A 16,161-nucleotide genomic window follows, 5' to 3' on the forward strand; every position below is an offset into this window, starting at 1 on the left:
GCCTGGAGGCGCGACTCGCCTTCGTGAGTCGGGTCGCGCCTCCAGGACCGTGCGCTGGTGCGCCGTCTACCGGACCGACTTGATGGGGAAGATCACGAGTGCGCCGAGGATCACCGCGACACCCGCGCCCCAGAGCATGAGCGTGTAGTTCTGACCGCCCCCGACGCCGAGGAGGAAGAGACCGACGGCCGGGGCGAGCGACTGCGGCAGCGCGTTCGCGATGTTGATCACGCCGAGGTCCTTGCCGGGGCGCTCCGGGTCGGGCAGCACGTCGACGATGAGCGCGGTGTCGATGGCGGAGTAGATGCCGAAGGCGAAGCCCATCACGATCTCGGCGAAGTAGAACCCGCCGACCGTGTCCACGTGCGCCAGGATCACCAGGCCGACGGCGGTGAGGGCCGTGGAACTCCACACGAAGACCTTGCGGCGGCCGATGCGGTCGGACACCCACCCGGAGAGCGCGGCGCTGACCAGCAGGGCGACGGTGTAGAGGAGCACACCGAACGCGACGATGCCGACGGCCTCCTTCTGCGGGAGGCCGATGCGGTCCTCCATGTACAGCAGGCGGTAGGTCGTGAACATGAACGTGCCGAAGGTGATGAGGAAGCGCCCCCACCAGGCGAGCCCGAAGTCGCGGTGCTTGATCGGATTGGTCCAGAACGAGCTGATCAGGTTGACCCAGCTGAACGGCTTGATCGGCGTCGTGGGCAGCTCGTCGCGGGCCACGAACGAGTAGACGAGGATCGCGATGATCGCGATGATGCCCGGGACGATGAAGAGCATCGGCAGGTTGCCGACCAGGTAGACGGCCAGGTACAGACCGGCGAGGATCGCGGTGTTCTGCGCGAGCGCGATGACGCTCGAGGCCTTGCCGCGCTGGAACTCCGGCACGTTGTCGGCGAAGCTCGCGGTCAGGGTGGCGAGGACCGCGTTGGCGGTGACCTGCGCGAGGACCCACGCCAGGGTGAGCTGCAGGACGTTCGGTGAGAAGGCGAGCCAGGCGAGTGCACCGACGAAGACGATGACGCCGCCGACCATCCACGGCCGACGACGACCCCAGCGGGTGCGGGTGCGGTCCGAGATCGCGCCGAAGAGCGGGTTCGCGAGCAGGGCACCGATCGCGCCGAACGGCAGGACCGAACCGACGATCGTCTCGGGGTTCGACGGGTTGAGCTCGGTCGCCTTGATCGACATGCTCACGAAGACCGGCGTGAGCAGGGCGACGAAGAGGCCGAACTGGGCGAAGCTGAGGCCCCAGAGGTAGCCGCGGCCCACCCGCATCGTGCTGACGGACTGCGTGATGCCCTCGACCGAGAACGCTCGGGACGCCGCTGCGTCCGTGGCGGTGGTGCCGGCGGCGGCGGTGACCGCGGGGGATGCGGTTCCGGCGATGCCGCGTGTGGGTTCTTCCTTCGACGTCGGTGTCGACATGACTCCTCCTCGAGTCATAGGGGGCTTCGGGGCCCGCTGAATCCCTAGTGCTACTAGGTGATCGGGACAGTAGCACCCAAAACCTCCGACCGGAAGTTTTTGTTTCGGTACTTTGCGCCAGCACTTCGGCGACTCATGGCTGCCGGTAGGTTGGTCCGAGTGACCTCCAACGATGGAACCGGCAGCCGCGGGCCCTACGCCAAGGGCGTGCAGCGCCGGCAGGAGATCCTCGACCAGACGCTCGAGGTCGTCGCCTCCCGCGGCATCGACGGGACCTCGCTCCGGGCCATCGGCGAGGCGATCGGCATCTCGCACGCCGCACTCCGGCACTACTTCTCGTCGCGCGAGGCCCTGCTCGTCGAGGTGCTGCGGGAGCGTGACGACGCGTCGAACCGGGCGTTGGGCGACACCGGCGGCGTGTTCCCCCGGCTCGAGTTCGTCGCCCACCGGAACGTCAGCGAGCCGGCCCTGGTGACGCTCTACACGACGCTGCTCGGTGCCTCGGTGGAGGCGGGGAACGAGACCGCGCGGTCGTACTTCGCGGCGCGGTTCGCCACCGCGCGGGCCGATCTGGCACAGCAACTGCGCGACGAGCTCGTCGCCACAGGTCGGCACAGCGATGCGGACCTCGACCAGGTCGCGTCGCTCATCATCGCGGCGTTCGACGGGTTGCAGGTGCAGTGGTTGCTCGACCGCGACGTGGACATCGCGGGGACGCTGCGGTTGTTGGAGCGGGTGCTCTAGCCTCCGAGCTCACAGTCGGGTGCGGCCTGCGCTTCGGGCCGTCAGTCGAGCCAGACCTCGGCGACACCGCTCCCCCGGCACTGCAGGGGTGCGCCGAAGCCGTAGTCCGTCCAGGCCAGTTCGACGCCGCGCTCGTCGAGCCGCGTACCGTCGGCGTCGAAGAGCGCCACGCGGCCGCGTTCGTCCTGCGTCTGCTCGACCGGGACCGTCCAGGTCGCGCCGTCGACCTCGGACGTCGCCGACTCCTGCTCGGGCGTGCAGGCGGCACCGACGCACACGGCGACCGACTCGACGGCGGTCGCGAGGTGGTCGGGCACGACGACGTTCACCGTGTTGCCCTGCCCGGAGTCGGCGCAGACGGACCCGGGCGACGAGCACCCGGCGAGCGCCAGGGCCAGCCCGACCCCGATCGTGGCGGTCACGAGCATCCTCCGGCGGTTCCCCATGCTCCATGGTCCCAGGTCACCCGCCGGCCGGCCACCGGCGTCTCGCTCACTCCGTGCCGTCGTCCTCCTCCGGGTTGAAGTGCGAGTCGTCGCCCACGTGTCCGGCGGCGAGACCGTCGGGCTCGTTGGGGATCGTGCCGTCCTCGCCGAGGCCGTCCGGCTTCGGGGTGCCCTCGGGGTCGTTCTTCGGTGCGGTGCCGTCGGTGTCGCTCATGGTCTGCTCCCGTGCAGTGTCGGTTCGGGACCGCCGTGGTCCCGGTGGTGCTGACTCGGAACGTACGGGTCGTGCCTCGGAGATCCCCCGGGGGCGCACCTTCCGGATGTTCCGCCTCGGAGCGCAGCACCTAGGCTGACGACGTGAACCCGGCGCGTCAGCAGCTCTCCGCGCTCGTCGGTCCCGGTGCCGCCCCGCTCGTCACGGGCATGCCGGTGGCCAGTGCCTCCCGCAACGCGGCCGTCCTCATCCTGTTCGGCGAACTCGACGACGTCCCGAGCGACCGCCCCGCCGTGGGAGCCGCCGGCACCGACGTCTCGCGGGACCTCGACGTCCTGCTCCTCGCACGGGCCACCACGCTCCGCGCCCACCCCGGCGAGATCGCGTTCCCCGGCGGCCGGGTCGACCCCGGTGACACGGACGCGACCGCCGCGGCACTCCGTGAAGCCCGCGAGGAGACCGGCATCGACACCGCGGGCGTGGACGTCCTCGGCACGATCGCCCCGGTGCCGCTCGCGTTCTCGCGGCACCTCGTCACGCCGGTGCTCGGGTGGTGGCGCGAGTCCTCGCCCGTCCGGGTCGTCGACCAGGCCGAGTCCGCCGCGGTGTTCCGGGCGCCGGTGGCCGACCTGCTCGACCCCGCCCACCGCGGCGTGACGGTGATCCGCCGCGGCGGCCAGGAGTGGCGCGGTCCGGCGTTCACGATCGACTCCGGCCCCGCGCAGCACGTCGTCTGGGGCTTCACCGCGATGCTCCTCGACGCCCTGTTCGACCGCCTCGGCTGGGCCGAGCCGTGGGACGAGCGCCGCGAGATCCCCCTGCCGGGCTCGCGCCCCTGAACGGCGCCGTCCCGTACTGTTCGACTGTGCGTACCGGTCCAGCTGATTGGTTCCTCTCCCGCGACGAGCGAGGCAACCTCGCCACCGGCGTGCACGCGGGACACCCCGACGACGACACGGACCGGAACCGGCCCGACGCCGAGGGGGACACCGGCGCCGATGCGGCACCGTGGTCTGAGGGCAACCACGTCCGGCCGCTCGTGCACGGCGCCGCCTACTTCGACCGCATCCACGCGGAACTGACCGCCCTCCGCCCCGGTGACCGCGTGTGGTTCACCGACTGGCGCGGCGACGCCGACGAGCGGCTGCTGCCGGACGGCCCGACGATCGGGGACCTGCTGGCCGACCGTGCACGAGCGGGCATCGAGGTGCGCGGGCTCATCTGGCGGTCCCACGGCGAGCGCGTCTCGGCGTCGATCAGCGCCCGGTCGAACGAGCTGCTCGGCCGGAAGATCAACGACGCCGGCGGCCAGGTGCTGCTCGACCAGCGCGTCCGGGTGTTCGGCTCGCACCACCAGAAGTTCTTCGTCATCCAGCACCGCGACGACCCCTCCCGCGACGTCGCGTTCGTCGGCGGGATCGACCTCTGCCACAGCCGTCGCGACGACGCCGCGCACGAGGGCGACCCGCAGCCCGTCTCGATCGACGCCCGCTACGGGGAGCGCCCGGCCTGGCACGACGCGTCGATGGAGCTCCGCGGGCCGGTCGTCGCGGACGTGCTCGCGGTCTTCGCCGAGCGCTGGGACGACCCGCTCCCCCTCGACCGCAGCCTGCCGTACCGGATGCTGCTGCAACGCCTCGTCCACATGCCGCGGCGCCCCGAGCCCCTGCCCGAACGCACGGCGCCACCACCACCGGCCGGGCACCACGCCGTGCAGCTCCTCCGCACGTACGGGGTGAAGCGCCCGCCGTTCCCGTTCGCGCCCCTGGGTGAGCGGAGCATCGCCCGTGCGTACGGCAAGGCCTTCGCCCGAGCACGATCGCTGCTCTACATCGAGGACCAGTACCTCTGGTCCCGCGAGGTCGCGACCGGCATCGCCGAGGCCCTCGAACGCAACCGGGAGCTCCGTGTCGTCGTCCTCGTGCCGCGGTACCCGAACTCGGACGGGCCGCTGGGCGGTCCCCCGAGCCGGTTCGGCCAGATCGAGGCGCTCCGGACGCTCCGCCGCACCGCACCCGACCGTGTCGGCGCCTTCGACCTCGAGCACGAGGACGGCCGCCCGATCTACATCCACGCCAAGGTCTGCATCGTCGACGACGAATGGTTCACGATCGGCTCGGACAACTTCAACCGCCGCTCGTGGACGTCCGACAGCGAACTCACGTGCGCCGTCGTGGACACCTCGGACGACGGCCGGTCCCTCGCCCGTGACCTCCGCCACGAGCTCTGCGCGGAGCACCTCGCGACGACGCCCGACGACGAGCGGTTCACCGGGTCCGGCGCGGACCTGCTCGCCCTCTGGCGCTCCACGGCACGTGCGCTCGACCACTGGCACGAGGACGGGCAGCCCGGCCCGCGGCCCCCTGGACGCATCCGCCAGCACGAGCCGGAGCCGGTCTCCGCGCTGCAGCGTCTGTGGGCGCGTCCCGCCGCGCGCCTCGCCGTGGACCCCGACGGCCGGCCGCGCCGGTTGCGCGGCTCGACCCGCTTCTGACGGGAGGCGCGGTGCGGGCCCGACCCGCGCCTCCCGTCCGCCGTCCACTCGCGTCCACCGCTCCCACCTACGCTGGGTGCATGGGGGCACGCGAGGACTGGTGGGACGATCCCGGCGACGACCTGGTGCTGCGCCCGCCGCGAGCCGAGCAGGCGCCGCCACCCCGCGACCCCGGCTCGGTCGACCTCGTCGCCACCGTCCTGCTCCTCGGCGCGGCCGTCCTGGTGAGCCCGGCGGCGTGGTTCGTCGTCCTCATCGGCCAGCTCGCGTTCGCCGGGTGCGCGCAACCGTCGCCGGGGTGCAGCAGCGCTGACGACCCCGGCGCGGCCGTGCGCAACTGGCACCTCGTCCTCACGCTCGTCGTCCTCGTCGCGGGGGTCGTCGGTTCGATCGCGCGCCGTGCCCGACGCCGGACGGGGTGGCCCGTCGCACTCGCGACGCTGGTCGGCGTGCTGGTGGTCTTCGCCGGAGCCGTCGTCGCGATCCAGGTCGCCAGCGGGGGCAACCTGTTCTAGCGACCCCGGCGTCGACGCGCCGCCCAGCCGTCCGGTGGCCCGCTGCGGCGCGACCGCTCAGGCGAGGATCGCGTCGAGCGGGTACGCCGCGAGTGTCCGGATGCGCTCGGGTGAGGCTCCCGCGTCGCGGAGCACGATCTCCCAACTCGTCTGCACGCTCTGGTCGACCGGCGTGCCGGAGAGTCGGAAGAGGTTGGCCGCGTGCGCGCCGAGCGCGCCGGTCAGCAGCCGACGTGCCAGCACGCCCGCGTCGACCGTCGCCGGGACGTCGCCGTCCTCGATCGCGGCCCGCACGTTCCGCCGCACGAAGTCCAGGGCGTGCTCGACCCGGCTCGACCGCTGCTCGCCGCTCTGTTCGATCATGAGCCGCAGGGCGCCGCTCGCGATCGGACTCGTTCGGTCCAGGTGCAGGCCTGCGCGCATCGCGATGAGCAGTGCGTCGAGACCGGGGCGCATCGTGCGCTCGACCCGGCCGAGCAGGGCCTCGAGCCGATCGAGGTGCTGTTCGACCACCGCGTTCGCGAGGGCCTGCTTCGAGGGGAACGCCTCGTACCCGATCGAGGACTTGGGCTTCCCCATCGACGCCGCGATCGACGAGAAGGACGTCCCTGCGTAGCCGTTCCGGGCGAACTCCTGCGCCGCGGCCTCGATGATCCGCTGCCGGGTCCGAGCTCGCTGTTCCTGGCGCTGGTTCACCCGACGATCCTAGGTGGGCGCGGGGCCACCCGCCCGTCGGTCACTCCACGGGCACACCCCGTTCCGTGCGGTGGTCGCGCCCGAACCCGCAGTCGCAGAGCACGCGGATGGGTTCGCCCTCGCGGAGTGTGAGGAACGTCTCGAGGTGGAGCTGCACCGGGGCGTCGAGGCTCGGGATCTGGTCAGTGAGGGACATGCGGGGTTCCTTCCGGTGGAGTCGGAGCGGTCGTCGAGCGGCGGCGCCGGAGCACGAGGGCCGTCACCGTCGCCGAGGCGAGGACGAGCAGGACGAGCAGGACGGGGACGAGCCCCACGGACGGATGGGAGCCGGACGCCCGGTCGATGCGCGTGGCGGCACTCGGCGAGGCGCTCGGCAGGGCGATGCTCCCCGCGGTCCGTTCGGTGGTGACGCCGTCGGTGACGGCGATCCGTGCGAGCCAGGTGCCGGGCGCCACCGCAGCCGGGACCGTGAAGCTCAGCGCGGCCCGCTGACCCGGCGCGAGGGTCCGCGGCCGGTCCCCGGCGATCGACGGGAGCACGGCCCCTGCCGGTCCGTCCGCGAGCACGAGCGTGCCGGTGAGGTCGACCGCGCGCTCGCCGGTGTTGCGGACGTCCGCGAGCACGGTCCGCTCGTCCCCACTCGGTCCGACGCGCGGCTCCGACACCCGGAACGCCGTGCGGAGGGCGGCCGGCCCGCTGACGGCCACGTACGCCCGCACCCCGACCCGGCTGACCATCCGGAGACCGGTCCCGTCCGGCCGCTCGGAGGCGGTGGCCGCCCAGACGACCGCGTACCGCTCCCCGCCGGTCGCGTCCGGAGGGACGGCGATGCGGACCCGGACCAGGGCGGACGACCTCGCCGGAACGTCGACGGACGCCGGGTCCAGCCCGATCCAGTCGGTCAGCTCGCTCCGCGGTGCGGTGTCGATCCGGAACGCTCCGTCCGTGATCCCGGCCGCGGTCGTGGTCATCGACACCGCCCGCTCCGTGTCCGAAGCGTTGGTCACACGGATCATCCGCTCGACCGTCTGCCCGGGCCGCAGCGCGTCCCGGATGTACCGACTGGTGGGTGACCGGTCCGTGGCCTCGGCCCCTGGGAGCAGTTGCACGCCGATCCCCGGTTCCGGCCTCGATCCCGTCCCCGCGACGGCGACCCCGGCCGGGACCACGAGGACGGACCACACGATGCTCGCCGCGGCGACGAAGAGGAGGCTGTGCGCAGCTCGTCGAGTCACGCCACCGAGTGTGTGATCGTCGCCGTGTAGTCATCGGCGGCCAGGGCGTCCGCGGGCACGGCGAGACCGACAGTCGCGTCCCAGGTCGCGGTGTTGTTCCCCGAGACGGCAGCCGCGGTCTGCACCGCCGCGGCCGTCGTGCTGCCGGTGACCGTCGACGGCGTCAGGGTGGCCGTCCCCGTCACGACGGCCTGTCCGGGAGCGTAGGTCAGCGCGGACGCCGGCAGCTGGCGGTCCACGCTGGCCGACGAGAAGTCGGTCACCGTCACGGATGCGACCCACCCGTCGGTCCCGGCGCGATCGTCGGTCACGACGACGCCCTCGAGGGTCGCGGAACCCGTCGTCCCCGGTGCCGCCGACCCGAGGGTGAGCGCGGTGGGCGCGGAGATCGACAGTGCTCCGGCTTCGACTGCGGCGACCGCCGTGGTCTGGCTGTCGGCGGCGGCAGGGGTCGCGACGCTGATCATGGCCGCAATGGCGAGGCCAGCGACGGCGGTGCTGGCGAGGGCGGTACGTGTCCGGTACATGGGGCTCCTTCGATCGGCGCGCAGGTGATCTGCACTCAGTAGACGATCGTATTTTGAGCAACACGTGACGTCTACCCCTCGGATGCGGGTGTCGTGGCCGGCACCGGGACCATCGATCACCGATGTCAACCGCTGGACTGACGAACCACCCGCCGCGCCCTCCTATCGTTGGACCGCCGCGCGGCGCATCCCTGCGCCGCGGCGGACGAGGGGAGAACGACGTGCTCGAGAACCTGGGCGGCGCACACGTGCTGGTCCTGCTGGTCGTGCTGGCGCTGGACGTACTGGCGCTGGTGCAGGTGTGGCGGGACCGACGTCGGAGCGACCTCGTGAAGATCGTCTGGACCGTCGTGATCGTCGCGGTGCCGGTCATCGGCGTGGTCGGGTGGGCCGTGAACTGGCTCCTCGGGCGTGCGGCCGACCGGTTGAACCGGACGAGCGGCCCGAGCGCCTGACGCCGACGGCCTCGGCTGGTGGGGCCACGTCCCGATGCGCCGCGCGGAGCGGCGGCGCTGACCCAGCCGGGTCCGGTCGCCGGCCCGGCAGCCGTGGACGCGACCACGGCTCGACCAGGAGGCGCGGTGCGGCGCCGCCCCGCGCCTCCCGACCCACGGTCGCTGCGGTTCAGAGCCGCTTCGCGTACCACCGGTCCGAGTAGGGGTCGTCGGTGAAGGCGGGCACGCGCTCGAACCCGAGCCGCTCGTAGAGCGCACAGGCCTCGGCGAGTTCGGCACGGGTGTCCAGCCGGAGCACGCCGATCCCGCGGCGACGGCACGCCGCCTCGAGCTCGCGCACGAGTCGGGCCGCCGTGCCCCGTCCACGCGCCTCGGGCAGGGTGAAGACCTTCGTGAGTTCGGCGACACCGAGACCGACACCGGCACCGAACCGCGCTCCGGCGCACGCGATCGCCCGCCCCTGCTCGACGGCGACGAGGAACACCCCGGACGCACCCTGCAGGTCGTCGTACGGCTCGTCGCGCAGCGCCTGGTCGACCTCGTCCTCGGTCGCCGGGCGTCCGTACCAGCGCGACGCGACCTCGGCGAGGTACGTCCGCACGATCCCGTCGGCCACCGGGTCACCGGGGTGGACGACGTCGACGCTCGACCCGTCGCTGATCCGTTCGTCCACGGTCCTCCCTGAAGCTCACTGCGACCGTACCGGTGAAGCGATGTCGAGCGCAGTCCAGCCCTACAACGGAGGAACCTTGCGCGGTGCGATCAGTTCGGAGCGCGGGGCCGCCGGACGCGCACGTTTCCGCCGCAGATGGGCAACTTTGCGCCCCCCGATCTTCCCTAGGCTCGATGCACCAGCGCACCCGCAGCCAGCCCAACGACGGGAGGTACGACATGTCGCAGTTCGTCCAGGAGTTCTCGAAGGACGCCATCGTCGGAGAACCCGAGGTCGTCGAGGACCGCCTGTCCGTGCGCGAGGTCGCCGCCCACCCGGCATGGCTCCGGCTCCAGGACGCCGTCACCGCGCTGCAGACCGTCCAGGCGCAGGACGGCTCCGTGCCCGAGCCGGGCGACCACCGTGCCGCGACCGAGCACGTCGCGACGATCGTCCCGGCCATCGCCGAGCTCGCACCGCACTTCCCGCACGACGCGGCTTTCCTCGAGGCCGTGCAGCACGACTTCGCCCGGTGGCGCGACGAGGGGTTCGGCGTCCCCGACTTCCTCGACTCCCTGAACGCGTTCCAGCCGCAGCAGCACCGCGTCGACGGGCTCGGCCACCTCGTCGTGTTCCCGATGGTGACGCAGAACGGCAGCTCCTCGCGGTTCGTCGAGGCCGTCCTGGTCGAGGTCATCTGGCCCGAGTTCATCGCCGAGCTCGAGGCCGGGGACTACGGCAACGCGCTCTTCGTCGCGCTGCGGTTCGTCGACTTCACGCCCGGGTACGACACGAACTCCGCCGTGCTCTTCCCCGAGACCGTCGCGATGCGCGAGCTGCCGACGTTCACGTGGGGCGCGATCTTCCAGGACCGCGAGGCCGCCCGCTACCGCCGGGTCGTCCGCGCAGCCGCCGAGATCACCAAGCTCGACCTTCCTGACGACGCACGCGCGATGCTCGACGACCAGGAGCTCACCGAGCAGGTCTTCGTGATGTGGGACATCATCCACGACCGGTCGCACATGCGCGGAGACCTGCCGTTCGACCCGTTCATGATCAAGCAGCGGATGCCGTTCTTCCTCTACTCGCTCGAGGAGCTGCGCTGCGACCTCACCGCGTTCCGCGAGTCCGTGCGTCTGGAACGCACCCTCTCGGCGCTGCCGGATGCGAGCCTCCAGGACGCGCAGCGCGCCATCCGTGACCACGCGCGCCTCGTGCAGTACGCCGTCGTGTTCGACCGCATCTTCCGCTTCGCGATCACCGGCAGCCGTGTCCGCAACTACGACGGCCTCGGCGGCCAGCTGCTCTTCGCGTGGATGCACCAGCACGACGTCCTGCACTGGACGGACACGCAGCTCACCATCGACTGGGAGGCCGTCCCGTACGTCATCATCGCCCTCAGCGACGAGATCAACGAGCTGTACCGGCGCTCGATCGACCGGCCGAAGGCAGCGCACTGGCTCGCCGCGTACGAGATGCTCACCCGGACGCTCACGCCGCACCCGGCCTCGGCCTGGGCGCGCGGACTCCCCACCGAGACGCTCGCCGGACCGCCGAAGGGCTACACCGACGCGGTCATGGACGACGAGTTCCCGCTGTCGATGTTCTACGAGGCGCTCAACAAGAAGATGGCGCCGGTCATCGCGTCGACGGCCGGGATCACCGGGACGACGGACGTCGCCGCGTGAGCGATCGGTCGCTCTCCGGTCGCGTGGTGCTGGTCGCGGGCGCGACCAGCACCAGCGGCGAGGCCGTCGCTCGGTCGCTGGTCACCGCCGGTGCGACGGTGGTCGCGGTCGGCACGAGGGCGGCGGGCCTGGAGGCGCTCAGCACCGCCGTCCCGGGCGTCACCACCCACACGTGCGACCTCTCGTCGCGTGCGGACGTCGCCGCGCTGGCTTCGCGGATCCACGCGGACCTCGGGCCGATCGACGGGCTCGTCCACCTGGTCGGTGGCTGGCGTGGCGGTGGCAGCATCGCCGGCCAGTCGGACGACGACTGGGACTTCTTCGACCGGGCCTTCCGGACGCTCCGGAACACGACGCGGGAGTTCTTCGCCGACCTCGTCGCCTCCCCCGCCGGACGCCTGGCCTTCGTCTCCTCCACCACCGTCGACTCGCCCACCGCCGGCGCCGCGAACTACGCCGCCGCGAAGGCCGCCTCGGACGCCTGGGTCCGCGCCGTCGCCCAGGGGTTCGGCACGGACGCGCCCGACACCGCCGCCGCGGTCGTGTTCGTCGTGCGTGCACTCGCCGGCCTCGAGGTGCGACTCGGCGACGAGGTCGTGCGGCTCTGGTCGGCCGACCCCGCGGCCGTGAACGGCACCCGCGTCCCGCTCTCGGCGGGCGACGCCCCGAACCTAGGATGAACGCGTGACCCTTCGACTCCACGACCTGGACCTGCGGGGCTTCGCCTCGGACAACTACGCCGGCATCCACCCCGAGATCCTCGCGGCGATCACCGCGGCCAACGACGGCCACCAGATCGCCTACGGCGAAGACGTGTACACCGCACGGCTCAACGAGGTCGTCGGGGAGCACTTCGGGTCGCAGGCGCAGGCGTTCCCGGTGTTCAACGGCACCGGCGCGAACGTCGTCGGACTGCAGTCGATGCTCCCCCGCTGGGGCGCCGTCGTGTGCACCTCGACCGCGCACATCCACACCGACGAGGCCGGCGCCCCCGAGCGCGTGGGCGGGATCAAGCTGCTGCCCGTCGAGACGCCGGACGGCAAGCTCACCCCCGAGCTCATCGACAAGGAGGCCTGGGGCTGGGGCGACGAGCACCGCGCCCAGCCGCTCGTCGTCTCGATCACCCAGACCACCGAGCTCGGCACCGCCTACTCGGTGGACGAGGTCCGCGCGATCGCCGACCACATCCACCCGCTCGGCATGACGCTGCACATGGACGGCGCCCGCATCTCGAACGCGGCCGCGAGCCTCGGGGTCCCCCTGCGCGACTTCACCACCGACGCCGGCGTCGACGTGCTGAGCTTCGGCGGGACGAAGAACGGGATGCTCTACGGCGAGGCGATCGTCGTCCTGAACCCCGATGCCTCGGAGGGCCTGCACTACCTCCGCAAGCTCAACATGCAGCTCTCGTCGAAGATGCGCTTCGTCTCGGCACAGCTCATCGCGCTGCTCACCGACGACCTCTACCTCCGGTCGGCCGGGCACGCCAACGCCATGGCGCAGCGACTCCGCGGCGCCCTCGAGGCGGGGATCGCCGACGGCAGCATCCGTGGCGTCGGGTTCAGCCAGGAGACCCAGGCGAACGGGGTCTTCGCGACGCTGCCGGCCGGCGTGGCCGATCGGCTGCGCGAGCACTTCCGGTTCTACGACTGGGACGCCAGCCGGAACGAGGTGCGGTGGATGTGCTCGTTCGACACCTCGGAGCAGGACATCGACGCGTTCGTGGCGGCGCTGTCACGGGAGCTCGCCGCCGTCTGAGCCACTGACATTTGCGCATTTCACCGGCTACCGGCAGGGTGGAGCCGCCGGCAAGGGGTGCCGGACCGGAGGGAACGCACATGCAGTCATCCATCTTGTCACCGTCGAAGATCGCCGTCGCCGTCCTGCTCGCGGCCGGACTCTGCACACCGCTGTTGTCAGCGCCGCCGGCGTCCGCGACGCAGGGTCCGATCGCAGTCGACACGGCGACGGTCGCCATGGAACTCGAATTCCAGGCCGCCGACATCGCCGGCGGTCTCGAGCTGATCGAACGAGTGCCCGAGCGCGTCCTGCTCGAAGGTCAGGCGGCGTACGACGCGTGGATCGCCGCGAACCAGCACGTCCTGACAGCGGCGCGCGCGAGTGTCCTCGAATGCACCGGCGCGATCGCGCTCCTGATCGCATCCACCGCGTTCCCCGTCGCGAAGATCCTGAAGATCAAGCGCCTGATCAACTCGCTCGGCGGCGTCACGAAGGCCGTCCGCGTCATGTGGGGCGCATCCTTCAGCTGGGAGAAGATCCGCGCGCTCGGCGGAGCTGCCGCAGCGCTCGGGGCCGAGCTGCTCGGCGTGGCCGCCGTCAAGCGCGGGTGCTTCCGGTGAGCCGCTGGGGCCCGGCACTGATCGTCTGCGGCGGGCTCGCTGCCACCGCTGGCGCCTGGTACGCGCTCGATCTCGTGTACGCCTGCGTGGCGGCCCTGGGGACGCTCACCTACGCCGCGTTCGCGTCGCCGGTGATCGGCTCGACAGCAGGGCCGCCTGGGAGCACACCGGACCCGACGGAGGTCCGGCGTTGGCGGGAGCAACACCCCGGTTCGACGGTGAGCGAGGCCATCGCGGCAGTGTCTGCGCGGTGATCGCGGCCTGGACCGCGGCCGACGCACCACAGCGGCGGACGGGAGGCGCGGGGCGGGGCCGCACCGCGCCTCCCGTCCGTCAGCCGGTCACGTGACGGTCCGCACCAACTCGACCAGGCGCAGCGACGGGGCGTCCCGCTCCTGCCCCAGCAGTCGGAAGTCGCGGGAGCGACCGCTCGCCCGGAACCCGTGACGTTCGTAGAAGCGCCCAGCCGGCACCGCCTGGTCGTACACCTCGAGGCGGAGCCGCTCGCCGTGCCCCGCTGCCCACCCGACCACGTGGTCGAGCAGCGCATCCGCGACGCCGTTCGCCCGGCCGCGGAACGACGGCGTGACGTACACGCCGGTGAGCACGGGATCGTTGCCGTACGCGTCACCGACCTGGCCGCTCATCATCCCGATCCAGCGGCCCGTTCGGTCGACCGCCACCACGCTCGTCGTCTCGGTCCCCTCGCCACGCCTGGCGCGGAGCCGCCAGTCGTCCTCGGTCATCGCGAGCGTGTAATCGAGCGTCGCGCCGTAGGAGATCGGGTCGTCCGTGGCGTTCTCGATGCGGAGGGCGCGCACCTGCTCCCAGTCGCGCTCGGTCGTGGTTCGGATCATGAAGTCCCCCGGCATGTCCGCAGCGTACCGGCGGCGGGGTGCTCAGCCCGTGAGACCGAACAGCCGGCGGGCGTTCCCCGACGCGATGGCATAGCGGGCCTGCTGATCGGGCAGTGCCGTGAGGAAGGCGGCGATCTCCTCGCGGGTGGGCTGCTGGAACGGGTGGTCGGTCGAGAACAGGAGCCGGTCCGGCGTCGTGATGCTCAGGGCGTGCCGCAGCATCGCCGGGTCGAGCATGCCGGAGGCCGTGATCCAGACGTTCTCGCGCAGGTACTCCGTGATCGACCGTTCGAGGCCGGCCGCACGTGCGAGTCCGTCGGCGCGGTCGTGCCAGAACAGCAGGAGCTCGCCCCAGTGCCCGAGCACGAGCTGCAGCGACGGGTGGCGATCCAGCACGCCGCGCGCCATGAGCCGGAGCGCGGCCGTTCCCGCTTCGAGGTGCCAGCCCCACGAGAAGGTCGCCAGCGCGAGGTCGGGCAGGCCTCCGACGCCGGTGTAGGAGGCGTCCCGGACGGCCCGCGGCGGGATCTGCGGGTGGATGAACACCGGCTGCCGGAGCTGCTCCGCGACGGTCCAGAGATCCTCGAAACGCGGGTCGTCGATCAGGACGTCCCCGGTCCGGCCGTGCAGCATGACGCCGACGAGGCCGAGTGCTGCGGCGCGCTCCAGCTCGACGGCGGCGGCGTGCGGGTCGCCGAGCGGCAGGGTCGCGAAGGCCCGGAAGCGATCCGGGTGTGCGGCGACCGCGGCAGCGACCTCGTCGTTCGCATCGCGGCTCAGGGCGATCGCGTCGGCGGCGTCGAGCCCCTGCGTGCCCGGAGGGGCGAGGGACAGGACCTGCATGTCGACGCCCTGTGCGTCCATCGCGGCGAGGCGCTCGCTCCCGATGTCGCCGAGGCGCCGCGCGGCATCGCCGTGGTCGTTGAGGACGAGGCTGTCGTCGCGCCGGTCAGCCGGCAGCGCGCGCTGCGCACGGTCGATCCCCTCGTGCACCCAGTGCTCCTCGATCCCGATCAGCAGATCCGCCATGGTGTCGTCCTCGCGCTCGCCCCCTGTCGAGTGAACCGTACGGCCGCCGTCGGCGACCATCTGTGCACGGTCCTCTGAGCACGCTGCGGAGCATGATCGACCCGTGCACTCGTGGACACGCTCGCTGCGATCACCGCTCGGCACGGAACTCGTGCTCTCGGTCCCTGACGCGCCGCGTCCGACCGGCACGACGTGGGTGCTGCTCCACGGGTCCGACGGTCACGAGACCGACCTCCTCCCCCTCGCGGATCGGCTGGCACCCGACGACGCGAAGATCGCGCTGCGCGGCACCGAACCGACGCCGCAGGGGTACGCGCACTTCCGCCGTCGCCCCGACCGGAGCCTCGACGAGGACGACCTGCGGGCGCGCATCGCACTGCTCACCGACGCCGTCGACCACGGGAGCGCGCAGCTCGCGCCGGCCGCACACCGGTTCGTGCTCGGCTTCTCGAACGGGGCGATCGCGGCTGCCGCCCTCCTCGAGCTGCGTCCGGACCTGTTCACCGCCGGAGTCCTCATCCGACCGCAACCGCCCTTCCAGTCCGAACCGGTCGGCACCGGCTCCGGCGTCCCGGTGCTGGCGCTCGACGCCCGGTTCGATGCCCGCCGCACGGCGAGCGACGGCCTCCGGACCGCCGAGCGCCTGCGTGCCGTGGGAGCCGTCGTCGACCACGTCACCCTCCCGGTGCACCACGGGATCACCGCGCTCGACGAGGACGCCGTCCGGCGCTGGTCGGGCGGCCCCGCACCAGGCCCGCTCCCCCGCGATCTGGGGTAAGCAGCCCGACCCTCTCGACGTGACCCGATTCCGAATCCCC

At 72.1% G+C, this 16,161-nt stretch carries 20 protein-coding genes; 10 read left to right on the top strand and 10 right to left on the bottom strand.

The features are described 5' to 3' along the window. Positions 1-66: 66 nt before the first annotated feature. A complete protein-coding gene (locus tag BIV01_RS12255) occupies positions 67-1,431 on the bottom strand; it encodes an MFS transporter (RefSeq protein WP_071303019.1) in 1,365 nt (454 codons plus the stop codon). A gap of 159 nt (positions 1,432-1,590) precedes the next feature. On the opposite strand from BIV01_RS12255, the gene BIV01_RS12260 reads away from it, so the two are divergent. Continuing rightward, positions 1,591-2,175, top strand: a complete 585-nt coding sequence (locus BIV01_RS12260; RefSeq protein ID WP_254790859.1) for a TetR/AcrR family transcriptional regulator — start codon at positions 1,591-1,593, stop codon at positions 2,173-2,175. A gap of 41 nt (positions 2,176-2,216) precedes the next feature. On the opposite strand, the gene BIV01_RS12265 is transcribed toward BIV01_RS12260, so the two are convergent. Continuing rightward, complete coding sequence (locus tag BIV01_RS12265) at positions 2,217-2,597, bottom strand: hypothetical protein (RefSeq protein ID WP_139199333.1); 381 nt, start codon at positions 2,595-2,597, stop codon at positions 2,217-2,219. A gap of 70 nt (positions 2,598-2,667) precedes the next feature. Further along, positions 2,668-2,835 (bottom strand): hypothetical protein, encoded by a 168-nt coding sequence (locus BIV01_RS19805; protein WP_175473708.1) that lies wholly within the window; start codon positions 2,833-2,835, stop codon positions 2,668-2,670. Positions 2,836-3,044: 209 nt separating this feature from the next. Between BIV01_RS19805 and BIV01_RS12270 the strand changes: the two genes are divergently transcribed. From BIV01_RS12270 to BIV01_RS12280, 3 genes are all read left to right on the top strand, one after another. Next, entirely contained in the window at positions 3,045-3,674 is a 630-nt protein-coding gene (locus BIV01_RS12270; RefSeq protein ID WP_083295441.1) for an NUDIX hydrolase, read from the top strand. Positions 3,675-3,700: 26 nt separating this feature from the next. Beyond that, the gene (locus BIV01_RS12275) at positions 3,701-5,329 is read left to right on the top strand and encodes a phospholipase D-like domain-containing protein (RefSeq protein ID WP_139199334.1); all 1,629 of its coding nucleotides are present in this window, start codon (positions 3,701-3,703) and stop codon (positions 5,327-5,329) included. 80 nt (positions 5,330-5,409) lie between these two features. After that, a complete protein-coding gene (locus BIV01_RS12280; RefSeq protein WP_071303020.1) occupies positions 5,410-5,844 on the top strand; it encodes a hypothetical protein in 435 nt (144 codons plus the stop codon). A 57-nt stretch (positions 5,845-5,901) separates the two neighbouring features. On the opposite strand, the gene BIV01_RS12285 is transcribed toward BIV01_RS12280, so the two are convergent. From BIV01_RS12285 to BIV01_RS12295, 4 genes are read right to left on the bottom strand one after another with little or no spacing between them, the layout of a single operon-like run. After that, on the bottom strand, positions 5,902-6,540 hold the full coding sequence (locus BIV01_RS12285) for a TetR/AcrR family transcriptional regulator (protein ID WP_071303021.1): 639 nt from the start codon (positions 6,538-6,540) through the stop codon (positions 5,902-5,904). 40 nt (positions 6,541-6,580) lie between these two features. Continuing rightward, positions 6,581-6,736, bottom strand: a complete 156-nt coding sequence (locus BIV01_RS19810) for a hypothetical protein (RefSeq protein ID WP_175473709.1) — start codon at positions 6,734-6,736, stop codon at positions 6,581-6,583. Further along, complete coding sequence (locus tag BIV01_RS12290; RefSeq protein ID WP_071303022.1) at positions 6,723-7,775, bottom strand: hypothetical protein; 1,053 nt, start codon at positions 7,773-7,775, stop codon at positions 6,723-6,725. Before BIV01_RS12290 ends, BIV01_RS19810 begins: the two co-directional genes overlap by 14 nt. Continuing rightward, positions 7,772-8,302 carry a WxL domain-containing protein gene (locus BIV01_RS12295; RefSeq protein ID WP_071295709.1) on the bottom strand — a complete coding sequence of 177 codons (531 nt, stop codon included), beginning with the start codon at positions 8,300-8,302 and terminating at the stop codon, positions 7,772-7,774. The genes BIV01_RS12290 and BIV01_RS12295 overlap by 4 nt, the downstream gene beginning before the upstream one ends. Before the next feature lie 221 nt (positions 8,303-8,523). On the opposite strand from BIV01_RS12295, the gene BIV01_RS12300 reads away from it, so the two are divergent. Then, a complete protein-coding gene (locus BIV01_RS12300) occupies positions 8,524-8,757 on the top strand; it encodes a PLDc N-terminal domain-containing protein (protein ID WP_022907408.1) in 234 nt (77 codons plus the stop codon). 169 nt (positions 8,758-8,926) lie between these two features. Here BIV01_RS12300 and BIV01_RS12305 read toward each other — a convergent pair whose 3' ends face one another. Continuing rightward, positions 8,927-9,430 carry a GNAT family N-acetyltransferase gene (locus BIV01_RS12305; RefSeq protein WP_217642555.1) on the bottom strand — a complete coding sequence of 168 codons (504 nt, stop codon included), beginning with the start codon at positions 9,428-9,430 and terminating at the stop codon, positions 8,927-8,929. A gap of 218 nt (positions 9,431-9,648) precedes the next feature. On the opposite strand from BIV01_RS12305, the gene BIV01_RS12310 reads away from it, so the two are divergent. The 4 genes from BIV01_RS12310 (at position 9,649) to BIV01_RS12325 (ending at position 13,457) form a co-directional block, all read left to right on the top strand. Beyond that, positions 9,649-11,097, top strand: coding sequence for a DUF6421 family protein (locus tag BIV01_RS12310; protein WP_071303070.1), 1,449 nt, complete (start codon positions 9,649-9,651; stop codon positions 11,095-11,097). After that, the gene (locus tag BIV01_RS12315) at positions 11,094-11,777 is read left to right on the top strand and encodes an SDR family oxidoreductase (protein WP_071303023.1); all 684 of its coding nucleotides are present in this window, start codon (positions 11,094-11,096) and stop codon (positions 11,775-11,777) included. The genes BIV01_RS12310 and BIV01_RS12315 overlap by 4 nt, the downstream gene beginning before the upstream one ends. Before the next feature lie 4 nt (positions 11,778-11,781). Then, positions 11,782-12,855 carry a threonine aldolase family protein gene (locus BIV01_RS12320; protein ID WP_071303024.1) on the top strand — a complete coding sequence of 358 codons (1,074 nt, stop codon included), beginning with the start codon at positions 11,782-11,784 and terminating at the stop codon, positions 12,853-12,855. A gap of 80 nt (positions 12,856-12,935) precedes the next feature. Beyond that, positions 12,936-13,457 carry a hypothetical protein gene (locus BIV01_RS12325; protein ID WP_071303025.1) on the top strand — a complete coding sequence of 174 codons (522 nt, stop codon included), beginning with the start codon at positions 12,936-12,938 and terminating at the stop codon, positions 13,455-13,457. A gap of 341 nt (positions 13,458-13,798) precedes the next feature. Here BIV01_RS12325 and BIV01_RS12335 read toward each other — a convergent pair whose 3' ends face one another. Together BIV01_RS12335 and BIV01_RS12340 are read right to left on the bottom strand one after the other, a co-directional pair. Continuing rightward, positions 13,799-14,329 (bottom strand): GNAT family N-acetyltransferase, encoded by a 531-nt coding sequence (locus BIV01_RS12335; RefSeq protein WP_071303027.1) that lies wholly within the window; start codon positions 14,327-14,329, stop codon positions 13,799-13,801. 27 nt (positions 14,330-14,356) lie between these two features. Beyond that, positions 14,357-15,343 carry an amidohydrolase family protein gene (locus BIV01_RS12340; RefSeq protein WP_071303071.1) on the bottom strand — a complete coding sequence of 329 codons (987 nt, stop codon included), beginning with the start codon at positions 15,341-15,343 and terminating at the stop codon, positions 14,357-14,359. A 103-nt stretch (positions 15,344-15,446) separates the two neighbouring features. Between BIV01_RS12340 and BIV01_RS12345 the strand changes: the two genes are divergently transcribed. Next, positions 15,447-16,121 (top strand): alpha/beta hydrolase, encoded by a 675-nt coding sequence (locus BIV01_RS12345; protein ID WP_071303028.1) that lies wholly within the window; start codon positions 15,447-15,449, stop codon positions 16,119-16,121. Positions 16,122-16,161: the final 40 nt, after the last annotated feature.

The organism is Curtobacterium sp. MCBA15_013 (assembly GCF_001865095.1).
Classification (GTDB): Bacteria; Actinomycetota; Actinomycetes; order Actinomycetales; family Microbacteriaceae; genus Curtobacterium.

Bases quoted from the DNA above. Each gene is read 5' to 3' on its own strand.
- BIV01_RS12255 (WP_071303019.1), bottom strand. From the start codon at position 1,431: ATGTCGACACCGACGTCGAAGGAAGAACCCACACGCGGCATCGCCGGA.
- BIV01_RS19805 (WP_175473708.1), bottom strand. From the start codon at position 2,835: ATGAGCGACACCGACGGCACCGCACCGAAGAACGACCCCGAGGGCACC.
- BIV01_RS12270 (WP_083295441.1), top strand. From the start codon at position 3,045: ATGCCGGTGGCCAGTGCCTCCCGCAACGCGGCCGTCCTCATCCTGTTC.
- BIV01_RS12280 (WP_071303020.1), top strand. From the start codon at position 5,410: ATGGGGGCACGCGAGGACTGGTGGGACGATCCCGGCGACGACCTGGTG.
- BIV01_RS19810 (WP_175473709.1), bottom strand. From the start codon at position 6,736: ATGTCCCTCACTGACCAGATCCCGAGCCTCGACGCCCCGGTGCAGCTC.
- BIV01_RS12295 (WP_071295709.1), bottom strand. From the start codon at position 8,302: ATGTACCGGACACGTACCGCCCTCGCCAGCACCGCCGTCGCTGGCCTC.
- BIV01_RS12310 (WP_071303070.1), top strand. From the start codon at position 9,649: ATGTCGCAGTTCGTCCAGGAGTTCTCGAAGGACGCCATCGTCGGAGAA.
- BIV01_RS12325 (WP_071303025.1), top strand. From the start codon at position 12,936: ATGCAGTCATCCATCTTGTCACCGTCGAAGATCGCCGTCGCCGTCCTG.
- BIV01_RS12335 (WP_071303027.1), bottom strand. From the start codon at position 14,329: ATGCCGGGGGACTTCATGATCCGAACCACGACCGAGCGCGACTGGGAG.
- BIV01_RS12340 (WP_071303071.1), bottom strand. From the start codon at position 15,343: ATGGCGGATCTGCTGATCGGGATCGAGGAGCACTGGGTGCACGAGGGG.